7 protein-coding genes are annotated in these 11714 nt (G+C 55.0%); 3 read left to right on the plus strand and 4 right to left on the minus strand.

Annotated features, from left to right (window positions below; genetic code table 11):
* Positions 1-7: 7 nt before the first annotated feature.
* From M3089_RS08245 to M3089_RS08255, 3 genes are all read right to left on the minus strand, one after another.
* Positions 8-3625, minus strand: coding sequence for a leucine-rich repeat protein (locus tag M3089_RS08245; protein ID WP_249083262.1), 3618 nt, complete (start codon positions 3623-3625; stop codon positions 8-10).
* 573 nt (positions 3626-4198) lie between these two features.
* A complete protein-coding gene (locus M3089_RS08250; protein ID WP_249083264.1) occupies positions 4199-6565 on the minus strand; it encodes a zinc-dependent metalloprotease in 2367 nt (788 codons plus the stop codon).
* Positions 6562-7080 carry a low molecular weight protein-tyrosine-phosphatase gene (locus M3089_RS08255; protein ID WP_249083267.1) on the minus strand — a complete coding sequence of 173 codons (519 nt, stop codon included), beginning with the start codon at positions 7078-7080 and terminating at the stop codon, positions 6562-6564. The genes M3089_RS08250 and M3089_RS08255 overlap by 4 nt, the downstream gene beginning before the upstream one ends.
* Before the next feature lie 265 nt (positions 7081-7345).
* Here M3089_RS08255 and M3089_RS08260 point away from each other — a divergent pair, with 265 nt between their 5' ends.
* Positions 7346-7657, plus strand: a complete 312-nt coding sequence (locus M3089_RS08260) for a hypothetical protein (protein WP_205109411.1) — start codon at positions 7346-7348, stop codon at positions 7655-7657.
* 20 nt (positions 7658-7677) lie between these two features.
* The gene (locus M3089_RS08265) at positions 7678-7983 is read left to right on the plus strand and encodes a hypothetical protein (RefSeq protein WP_249083269.1); all 306 of its coding nucleotides are present in this window, start codon (positions 7678-7680) and stop codon (positions 7981-7983) included.
* 12 nt (positions 7984-7995) lie between these two features.
* Here M3089_RS08265 and M3089_RS08270 read toward each other — a convergent pair whose 3' ends face one another.
* Positions 7996-8283 carry a hypothetical protein gene (locus M3089_RS08270; protein ID WP_249083271.1) on the minus strand — a complete coding sequence of 96 codons (288 nt, stop codon included), beginning with the start codon at positions 8281-8283 and terminating at the stop codon, positions 7996-7998.
* Positions 8284-8355: 72 nt separating this feature from the next.
* Here M3089_RS08270 and M3089_RS08275 point away from each other — a divergent pair, with 72 nt between their 5' ends.
* Positions 8356-11706: a phage tail tape measure protein gene (locus M3089_RS08275; protein WP_249083273.1), complete on the plus strand. Its 3351-nt coding sequence runs from the start codon at positions 8356-8358 to the stop codon at positions 11704-11706.
* The last annotated feature ends 8 nt before the right edge of the window (positions 11707-11714 follow it).

Raw genomic sequence — 11714 nt, forward strand, 5'->3', positions numbered from 1 at the left:
GGGGTTGTCAATATACTATCGTTTTCTGTGTGCGGCCATTTATGCCGACCACGTAGATGCCTGCCGGCAAATTGATGCGCAGCGGGGTGGTGCCAAGCTTTCCGCTATGCAGGGTGCGTCCGTCGGCAGCCCATATACTTACGGCAGCGCCGGCCTCGCCGCTTACGCAGATGTAGCCTTCGGCGCCAGTCACAGCGGCTTCTGTGCCGGCTGGGGTGCCGTCGATGGCTGTTGGCGTCTGTCCGGTCGGTTCAAACGAGAGCTCGAAGCGGTTGAAGTCGGTGCCATCGGTGGCGCCGGAATAGAACGAATAGCCGTTGGAGCTTATGTCGGCTGTTGTGCCGAGCAGCTTGTCGTGCAGAAGGGCGGTGCCGTCGGCGCGCGTTACGCTGATGGTGTAGAAGCCGGCCTTGGCTGCCTTGTAGCCCATGGCCACAGTGGCGCCGGCGGCCACGGGGCGCTCGTTGATGGCGTAGGTGTTGCCATCGGCATCGGCTGTCATTACCTGCGGTACGTCGGCATTGATGCTCATGAACTTCGAGGCGTCGCACCCACGTTCGTAGCCGGGCTGTGCGTTGGGATTTACAACCACTCGCGTCTGGTCGCTGTAAGTGCCGTCGGTGATGGCTATGTCGAACAGATGGCGAGACGCGCCAGCCGGCGGGGCCATCCGGGGCGATGCCGCCTTGACCACGATTTCAGAGCTAAGTTGGCGCCCCTCCTTATGGAATATGATGTTGTCTACGGCCTCAGGCTTTTGCACGAAGAACGCCTGCATGGGCCTCAGTGCATACTTGTCGTCGACAATCGAGTAAGCCCTGTATGTATTGTCGGCCCATACGGTTATCGGGGCGGTGAAGTCCATGTAGTAGATGTCGAAATATGCCGGATATGGATTGCCCACATAGTTCCATCCGGCGTTGGCCGTCGAGGTGGCTTCGAAGGCAGACAGAGGCATGGTCACGTCGGTGGTGGCAAACACTTGCGGGTGGGCGCCGGCATCGGCCGGCAGTGTGATGGTGCCGTTGGCGTTGCACTGGAAGATATAGCCCTGCCCGGCGCGGAGCGTGTCGGTGTCAACGTTCTTCCAGCTGTTGCCTGTGCCGTTGGTGGCACGGGCGGCTCCGTCGTAATAGCGGAACACAAACGATGCGTTGGCGCTGTGGGTCACCTTGTCGAGGGCCACGTCGTGGAGCGGGGTAATGAAGTACCAACGGCTGTATTCTACATTAAAATATGTGTTGACGCTGTCGGCGGTGAAGTCGGCGCAGTCGTTTACCAATAGACCGGGGTTGGTCTCGCTGACGAAGAAATTCATCTGTGCCGTTTCCATCGGGGCATTGCCGCCCACGGTGAATTTGCCGCCATAGTAGAGGTCGATGTCGGGTTTGCCGTCCATGCGGCGGTTGTTGGTGAGCGAGAGGGCGCTCGTTATCTTCCAGTAGCCCACGTCTTCGCCTTCCAGGATTGAGCCAAACTGATACCAATAAATGTCGAGCTTGTAGTTGACCACTGCAAATGAGGGCACGATGAGCGTCATGTTGCCCTTCGACGCACCGTATTGGAACGGGTCGTTGGATATTGACGGCGGTGTGGCCGACTTGCATACAACAGTCTCAACGGCAGGGCAGTCTGCGAAGTTCCTGTCGTAACTGCCTATGTACGAAGGCAGTTCGATGTATTTCAGGTTGTTGCAATACTGGAATGCTCGATATCCTAAGTTTGTCATTTTGACCGGTAGGCAAACAGAGTCGACGCCACTGTACCCGAAAGCATAGTCTTCTATGGTTTTGACCCCATCGGGGAATTCAACATGGCGCAATGATTTCGTTTCGTAGAATGCTTCGTTTCTTATTGCGATAAGCTGTTTGGGCAGGTGAAGATCGGTGAGTTTGGTGCAACTTCTGCAGGTGTATCTATTGATGGAATTCAAAGCGTCGGAGAAGTGGAGCCTGTAAAGCGACGTGCATCCCTCGAATGTGCTTGCACTGTTATTTACATTATTGCCTTCCGGTGGCAGTTCGGTCACTGTATTTGGCATGATGAACTCTGTGAGCGACGTGCATCGGTAGAATGCCCCGTCGCCTATGGTCTGTAGCTGTGACCCCTCTGCAAACGTTATTTCCTTGAGGCCTGTCTCTGCAAAGGCGTAGCGTCCTATCGACCTGACGGTGGCCGGTATCTCTATGGTGTTTATTTTTGTGCCCCTGTAAGCATACTCTCCTATTGAGGTTGCGCCCTCCGGCAGGTCGGTGCGTATGAGGTTGCGCAGGCCGTTGAAGGCGTTGTCGGGAACAGCATCAAACTTGGCCTCGGCCAGGTCTATCCATACTAAATTCTTCATTTGCTTGATGTTGGCCCAGTCTGTCGAGTTGAGTGTGCCGCTCACCTTGAGCAAACGCACGTCGCCCAGGGTGTTGACCACATACAGCACCTCGACGCCAAGCGAGCCGGGTGTGGTGACGTTGATGTCGATGACGTCGGATGTGAGCTCCATCTTGCGTAGTTTGCTGTAATAAGTGTTTGTGGAATTGGATACTGTGTCAATCCATTGCACGGTGTATGTCCCCGGTTCGAGCAGCATGGTGTATTGGCTCCAGCCCGTCTGGTTGTTTTGTGAGAACACTTGCTTGCCGTTGACGTTGAAGTTGAGATAGTGGTATAGGTTGGAACTCGTGGAGTTGTCTATTCGGTGGACATACTTGTCAAACACAAACATAGATGTCTTGCCTATGGTGAACGTGCCCGTGAGGCATGACGAAGAGTTGTTTTTCTTTACGTTGCCGTTTTGTATGTAGCCGTCCTCTATTGTCCAAGGGTTGTCTTCGTCGTTGGTGAAAGTGATGGGCTCCGAATTGTCTTTGAGCACTACCGACAGAGAGTCGGCCCCGGCCTTTGTTACGACATGCAGATTGTAAGACGCCGAAGCAGCCGCATGCTCTTCTGTCTCGCCGACTCTGGCAGTGATGACGGTGGTGCCGGGGCCTACGAGCGTTACCATGCCGGTGGTCTGGTCGACGGTGGCTACGTCTTTGTCGCTTGACGAGTAGGCTACCTTTGCCGATTCAGGGCAAGTGAGGGTGGGGGCTGTAAATGGCTCGCCTATGGTGGCCGTGGCCTCATTCCGGCTGAAGCCCAGCTGCGGCTTGGGCTTGCCACCGCCGTCTTCGTAGGTTATGCTTATGCTGCCAATTGGAACATTGCCGCTGGAAACGGTAGGATAAATGAACACCGTGTCGGCCGAGCCCGTCCAGACACCATCGGCAAATGTACCGTTCGGAATTGACAGGTTGTCAGTATTGAGGCTCTTGCCTTCTATTGCTACGCGGCTTATGAGCTTGCCGGCGTCAACGCTTATGGCAATGCTCGAATTGGCATATAGCCGCAATTCGTTGCCGGAGTCGTTTCCCCACCAGCGCGTCCTTCCGGAGAGGGTGATGTTTACTTCTCCGTTGATGCACTCGGCGGGGTCGGCATTATATGCCGCACCATTGTCGTTGGTGCTGAGCGGCAGGCCGTAGGCTTCGTCGCCCGTGAAATCGAACGTGACAGTTGTCTCTGCTTTCATGCCGGTGCAGACTGCCATCAGCATGCACAGCAATGCAAGTTGTAATGTCTTTCTCATAATTATGGTGCTTTATAGTTTGTTTCCGAAAAGGTGAAAAGGCTGGCATGGCACAGGAACAAGCGTGGCGCATCCTATGCCTGAAGCGGACGCTTGGGGCCATGACTGACCTGCCGCCATAATGGTATCCATTGCCATGGATGCCATCAACGTTAATGTTGCAGTCTTTCCTTCCTATCAAAATTCTTAAAAGTTCTATTTATTATTTCCCAATTGTATCGTATGTATGTAATCTCTGATATGATTGTAATCCATTTTCCCTGAATAATCAGCAATGCTGCGGGCATTGCTGGATGCACGAAAGTGCATGTCGACGATGTGTGTATGATTTGTGATGCGGCTCTCCTGCCGCCATGAAATGTTCTTAATCCCTGCAAATATAGTTATATTTTTCTATGAATTCAGAGTAAACATGCAAAATGTTTGTCGGTTAAATAAAAATTAACATTTGTCGGCGCTGTGGGGATTGGGTGGTGTTGAGGCTTGCAACGGTCGGTAATTTGCATTAAGTGGAAGGCCGCGCCACTACATGTGGCGCGGCCTTCGTCGTGTGTGGGTATGCTGGTCAGGCTTTCACTTTTTATTTAAACAGTCGTCTATCATCTGCCTCAGCACATGGTAGTGGCCCTTGGTGGCAGCGTCTGAGCTGCGGGCTGCCGTGAGGCGTTCGTGCAGATTGCGCAACATACTGTAGTAGTAGACTTTGGTGTTGTCCGATGCCGAGTCGTACCAACGTGTGGCTTCGGTAACAAACGTGGTCTGAATGTTGCGGCGGTAGGCGCCTACGGCTTTGCCCGTGGCTGTCTCACGAAACGCAATAGTTGTCAAGTCCTTTATGTATTCCTCTGGCTTGTAAGCATTGTCTGCGTACGAATACTTGGCAATGTTGCCTATCTTCGTTGGCGAGAGCAGGTCGGTGACGGCCCTTCTGCCCAAGGGCATTATCAACTCGATTGGCGCGCTGCTGATTCGGCTCACGTAGCTTTCGGCTATGAGCCATGCCGGCTCTGTGAGCACGTTGCGGTCGATGTAGTCGAGCGCGGCCTTTTGTTCGGCCTTGGTCTGCGGGGTGTAGACAGCCCCGGGCTCCTCGATGCTCTTGTATGTGGTGTAAATGCCGCCGATGTTGCGCAGCACATGGCCCTCGTAGCGCATGAATTGGTTGACGACAGCCTGGTGGATGTCTTTGAGGTTGTCGTTGAGGTCGCCTTCTTCAGCAGTCCATTGCGGCAGCGCCTTGACAATTCTCTTCAGGTTCTTTATGCCGTATTCGCTTGCACGGACGGCGTTGTCGCCCAGGTCTTCGCTTTGGGCGCGCGGGTCGTTGTCGTAGCCTTCGCCACCAAACCAATAGCGGCGGCCTTTCTTGAGCTGCTCAATGGTTTTGCGGTTTAGCACGAGGCGGTCTTCCTCTTCGTCTTTAGTGTCGAATATTGGTTTGTAACCCCACTCAATGGCCCATTTGTCGTAGTCGTTGATGCGGGGAAACAGGCCCGCGCGGCCTATGTTGTCTTCGGGTTGCGCCACGTAGTTGAAGCGGGCGTAGTCCATTATCGACGCCGTGTGGCCGTGTTTCTCAACCCATTCTTTGTTGCGCAGGCTGTCAACGGGAGTAGCGTTGCTGGCTCCCATGTTGTGGCGCAAGCCGAGCGTGTGGCCAATCTCGTGCGAACTGACAAAGCGTATGAGCTGCCCCATGAGCTCGTCGTCGAAAGTCATCTTGCGCGCCGTGCTGTCCGAGCAGCCCGCCTGAATCATGTACCAGTCGTGAACCAGCTTCATCACGTTGTGGTACCAGCCCACATGGCTCTCAAGTATTTCGCCGCTGCGCGGGTCGTTGACGTGTGGGCCGTAGGCGTTGCTGATGGGTGAGGCAAGGTAACGGATGACAGAAAAGCGTGCATCCTCCATGCTCATGGTCGAATCGTCGGGCCATTCCTTGGCTGTGATTGCATTTTTGAAACCGGCTTGCTCGAAGGCGGCGTTCCAGTCGTTGACGCCTTGTATGAGGTAGGGGCGCCATTGCTTGGGTGTGGCGGGGTCGATGTAGTATACAATCTGTTTCTTCGGCTCCACCAGTTCGCCACGTTTCATCTTCTCTATGTCTTCGTCGCGTGGCTCAAGGCGCCAGCGGCAGATGAAACTTTTGCGCTTCACGCTCTGCTGGTCGTCGGTGTAAGGCTCGAAGTAGTTGACGAAGTATCCTACGCGCGGGTCAAACAGGCGCTTGCGCATGGGGTCTTTGGGGAGCATTACAAACGACGTGTTCATCTCGAACGTGACCACTCCGGCAGTCTGTCCGGCCGGCGAGGTGCCGTTTTCTTTGCTGTTGTATGTGCGTATGGTCTTTACCTCGGTGTTGATGGGGTATGTGTTTATTGCCTTGATAAACGAGCGGTCGGTGTTCATGGCACTCAGGCCCAGGCGCTTCTTTGTGTTGTTGTCTATGCCTACGGCAATGTTTTCTTTGTTGAACAGTCGGCTTATCTCAACTTTGTAAGATGCGTTCTTGGCCGAATCTCGTTTTGTCGATTCTATCTTGAATGACTCTACAATGGGGTCTTGGGCACTTGCCTTCACGGCGCGGGCAATTGACTGGGTGCTGTCGGCTGCAGAGAGGTATATCAGCGACCTCAGCAACAGGTTGCCGTTATTGGCGTTCTCCCAGTAAAAAGTCTGTTCGTTTACTTCTTCTCCGCCATATAAGCCTATGCCGGAAGGAGTGGAAACATAGCGTGTTATTGCCAGGAACGGACGGCCCATTAGTGAGTCGGGCACTAAGAGAAACCACTTGTCGCCTTCTTTCTGCACGCTGAAAAGCCCTTGGGTTACCGGGGCTTCTTTCTTTTCTGTTTTGTCGTCCTTCTTCTTTTTCTTCTTGGCCTCGGCTGGCTGGCCAAGTATCATGGCCATGGCCATGAGGAATATCACTCTTTTCATGCTTTTGTTTGTTTCGTTTTCTGTTGTTCTATATATTCGATAAGTCCGTCGCACGCGTCTTCCAATAGCTCTATCACCAGTTCGAAGCCATTGTCGCCGCCATAATACGGGTCGGGAACAGATTGTATGCCGGGATGCTCACGCAAGAATTGAGACATGCGTACCACCTTCTGGCGCTCTGTTTCGGTGGATGCCTTGGAAACGATGGCTGAATGGTTTTCGGCATCCATGGTCACAATATAATCAAACCGGTTGAAGTCTTTCTCGTTGAACTGTCGCGCTCTGCTGTCGAAGGTGTAGCCGTGGGCTGCCCCGTGTCGGCGCATCCTTATGTCGGGCAATTGTCCTACGTGCCAATTGCCTATGCCGGCAGAGTCGACTAAGTATTTGTCTGATAGTCCGCGGTCTTCAAGTTTTTTCTTCATTATGCCTTCGGCAGCCGGAGACCGGCAGATGTTGCCCAGGCAAATGAACAGGATGGATTCTGGTTTTGTCTTTGTTTTGAGTTCGGTCATATTTATTTATGCATATGTTTAAGGTGCAAAGTTAATAAAAATGAATGGGAATGTGTCTGTTTTGATTATCAAAATGCATATCATTATTTGTGCGTCAGAGGCATGTTGCATTCAAAACGTATGTGTTTTTCGGCAAATGGATGCAGTCGGTTGATATGATGCATAGTTGGTTGGGCTTGCAAGCGGGTGGATGTATGTGGGCGCCTCCACTTCCGCTATTGGCAAGCCATGATGGAATGAACATATAAACCAAAACAAGCGTATAATGAAAAATATAGAGATAGTTGTCAACGGCAAGGCGTACCCATGCAGGCAGACCATGGGCGCCATGCTCCGCTTCAAGCGCGAAACGGGCAAGGAGGTCACCGAGATGTCTGGTGGCTTGTCCGACGCGTGCGCCTACCTGTATTGCTGCACCGTGTCGGCGTGCAAGGCCGACGGCGTGGAGTTCTCCATGTCGCTGATGGAGTTTGCCGACAGCATTGCGCCCGACGACGTCGGGGGGTGGGTTGAGGCTGTGAACGCCACGGCGGCCAACGCCCCCGGTGATGATGGCGACGGTGAAAAAAAAAGTTAGGCATACTTGAATTGTTGGGCGTGGCCGTTGGCAACATCGGCCTGCCCTACAATGACTTTTGCAGGCTCACGCCCGAGGAGTTCGGCCATGTCTACGAGGCATACAGCAGTCAGCGCGAGGCCGACCGCAAGGACAGCTGGGAGCGCGCCCGCCTCATGACCACGATAATGATACAGCCGCACCTTAAAAAGAAACTGACGCCGCAACAGCTGTTGCCGCTACCGTGGGATGCGCAACGGGCTCACAAGGCCAACAATCCGCAGCCCACTGCCGCCGAGAGCAAGGAAAGGTTTGAGGAGATGCTGAGAAGAACGGGGGAGGGGTAAGACGAGGTGGAGTTACTTATATTTTTCCGGGTTTATTTTTCTGTCCAGTTCGTTGTCTGAAGCCTTTAAAAAGGCAATGAAACAAACTGAGAAAAAGAATATTGGTAAGCTGTCATTAATGAAACCAGAGGGTATTATGGCCACAAATGAAATTATTGAGATAAGTAACGGAGTATAGGAGAATTCTTTCTTTGGTGTCTTGCCGTCATCAACAATCTCGCAGCTGATTTCAATCTTGATTTCCTTTGGCTTGTTTGTAACCTCATCCTTTGGCTTGTTGGTAATCTCTTTCGTCTCCATGTCAATTCAGTGTTTAGGTTTTTGCAAATATACAAATAAAATGCGTAAAAGTGGCATTAAATCGTTAAAAGTATGAGCAAAGAAATAAAATTTAACGTTCGGCTAAACGTCGACGGCAAGGAGCAACTGGTAACCGCCGCAATGTCGGCGGAAGAACTGGGTAGAAACCTTGAAGAGGCGAAAGGCAAAGCAGGGCAAGTGCGTGATGCTTTGGTGACGTTTACACAGTCTGTTCAAAAAATGCAATATCTTGCCAATGCCGTCTCTCAGGTTACAGACCTGCTAAATGCCCTTACGGCAGACAGCCGCAAGTTTGACGACGCCATGAAAGCGGCCAACACCATGGCGGGCAAGAATGCCGAGGGTTTTGGCAGGCTCAAAGACCAAGTGGCGGAGCTGGGCAAGACAATCCCCCTGACGCGCGACCAGCTGGCCAACGGCCTCTACCAAGTAATCAGCAACGGAGTGCCCGAAGACAACTGGATAGAGTACTTGGAAAAGTCGGCCAAGGCGTCGGTCGGCGGCATTGCCGACGTGGGCGAGGTGGTCAAAGTTACTTCTACGCTCATCAAGAACTACGGCAAGGACTGGAGCGACGCCGGGAGCATACAAGACAAGATACAGCTTGCCGCCAAGAACGGCGTAACATCGTTTGAGCAGCTGGCGCAAGCCCTGCCGCGCGTAGGCGGCAACGCCGCCACCTTGGGCGTGGAGCTGGATGAGCTCCTGGCCACCTTTGCCACGCTTACGGGGGTGAGCGGCAACACCAGCGAAGTGGCAACGCAGATGGCGGCTGTGTTCACTGCGCTTGTCAAGCCGTCGAGCGAGGCCGCCGACATGGCAGAGAAGATGGGCATCACGTTCAATGCTGCATCCATCAAGGCCGCAGGCGGGCTTCAAAGTTTCCTTGAGCAGCTCGACAAGAGCGTAAAGACCTACGCGCGCTCAAGCGGCATGCTTGAGCAGGAGGTTTACGGCAAGCTGTTTGGGTCGGCCGAGAGCTTGCGCGCCATAGGGCCGCTGACGGGCAATCTCGCCGAGACGTTTGCCAAGAACACCGAATCAATGAAAAACAGCGCGGGCACCATAGAAGACGCTTTCGGGCAGATGGCCGACACGGGTGAAGCGAGGCTGCAGCGTCTACAGAATGCGTTTAGTGGCGTAACCGATTGGATTGCGGATGGTGTCAGCAGCATGCAGCCGCTTTTAACTTTCGTGTCACAATTGAGTATGACCTTTGTCTCTGTGGCTACACTCTACAAAGAACTAAAGGGGCTTAACATCGCTTTGATAGTGGCCAAGGTGCGCGCAAAGGCGTTGAGTGGCGCGATGCTGCTTTGCGGCCTCAGCGGCACGCGGGCGGCGGCCGGCGTAAGGGTGCTGGGCGCGGCATTGAAGACAGGCGCATATTCGGCCACGGCCCTCAAGATAGCCCTGAAGGGGCTTATGATAACCACCGTGGTGGGCGTGGCCGTGGTGGCATTGACATCGCTGCTGGAGCACCTTGTGGGCAAGATGGGCGAGGCATCGGATAAAGCCAACGAGCTCAGCGAGGCCGAAGACGCCTACAAGAGCGCGGCGGCAAACGCAAAGGTGGAGATAGACAAAGAAGCCAGGTCGCTGGCCGACCTCATCAAGGCCAAGAAGGACACTGCCGACGCGGTGGGCCACCTCAACGACACCTACGGCGACTTGTTCGGCCGCCACAAGACTGCGGCTGAATGGTATGACGTGCTAACAAGCAAAAGCCGGGCCTACGTCAAGCAAATTGGGTATGAGGCACAGGCAAAGGTGCTGGCTACAAAGCTGGCGGAAAAGCAAATCGAGCTCGAAGGCAATTTCGCCAAGCGCCGCGAGCTGTGGGCGAAAGGAAAGGCGCGTAAGGTTACGTATAACCCATTGACCAAGAGCTATGACACACAGCAGGATTCCAAGGAATATGCCGACCTGAAGGACAGCGCAAGGGGGTTGATACCCGAGATACAGGAATTGCAGCAGCAACTGGATATTGTGCATGTCAAGATGGGGGAGCTTCGCGGGGAGATGGCTGTCGGCGTTGGCGGCGAGGCGTTGACAATAGACAAGATGGACTGGCAGCAAGTGGCAGACGCCATAGCAAAGACGGAGCAGAAGCTGAAACTTACGACCGACACCAAAGAGATAGCAAAGCTAAAGGCATACAACGAGCAGTTGCACGCGCGCAAAAAGGCACTCGACCGGCTGACGGGGCTCGGCACCGGCGGGCACGCCACCCCCAAGTCCGCGCCACAGCCAACGAAAGCCGCCCCCGCCGTCGAGGGCAGCATGGACTGGTACGAGCAGCGGCTGGCTGAATTGCGCAAGCAGCTGCGCGCCGCCGCCGACGAAGAGACGGCAAGGGCCCTGCAGGCCGACTACAAGGCCACGGAGCAGGAATACGCCGACTTGAAGGTGAGCATAGGCGTTGAGGCTCCCGACAAGGCCGAGACAGACACCGCGCTCGACAAGCTGCGCGACGAGCTCAGGGCCGCACAGCGCGAGTTTGACGACGCCGTGACCGTAGAGGCCAAGGTTGAGGCGTCGGCCAAGGCAGACGACATACAGGCCCGCATAGACGAGGCCACGCGCGGGCAGCTGACCATCGGGGCCGATGTGGAGCCGTCGTACATAGCCAAGGGCAGCGCCGCCGACCTCCGCCAGAGCTACCAGAACGCGCAGGCCCGCGCCACCCGCATACAGCAAGACTACGAGATAGGGCTGATAGACAAGGACAAGGCCCTTGCAGACATAGCGGAGATAAACCTCGCGCTTGAGAAACTTGGCGACAATGGCATGAAGCCCATAGAGATAGGCGTGATGGGCGAAGACGCAGACAAGGCCGGCGAGAGCCTGCAGGAGGCCACCGCTGCCATAGGCTCCATGGGGCAGGCCCTCTCGGGGCTTGGCGGGGCCATTGAGATGCCCGAGCTCAACATCGCCGGCACGGTGGCTCAGGCCGTGGCCACCATGGCGCTGGGCTATGCCAAGGCCACCTCTACGGCGGGCAAGGCGAGCCCGTGGGAGTGGGTGGCCTTTGCGGCCACGGGCCTGGCACAGCTCACGGCCATGATAGCGAGCGTGAGGCAGGCCACGGCCTTTGCCACGGGCGGCATAGTGGGCGGCGGCTCGCCGTCGGGCGACAGGAAGTTCGTGCGCGTGAACAGCGGCGAGATGATACTCAACAAGACCCAGCAGGCGCGCCTGTTCGGCTTGGTGAGCGGCAGCCTCAGGTGCCTGCCATCGGCCGAGGTGCGCCCCACGGTCGCCATGGGCGACATATCCGGCATCGTAGAGCCCGCCGTGACCAATGTGAACGTAAGCCTGGGCCTCGACGCCCGCAAGATGGTCCGGGTGATTCATGAGACAAAGACGGTGGCCGGAAAGAGCGGCCGCAAGTACAGTTGAACCCCAAA

This window comes from Marseilla massiliensis (assembly GCF_023336985.1).
GTDB classification, from domain to species: Bacteria; Bacteroidota; Bacteroidia; order Bacteroidales; family Bacteroidaceae; genus Prevotella; species Prevotella intestinigallinarum.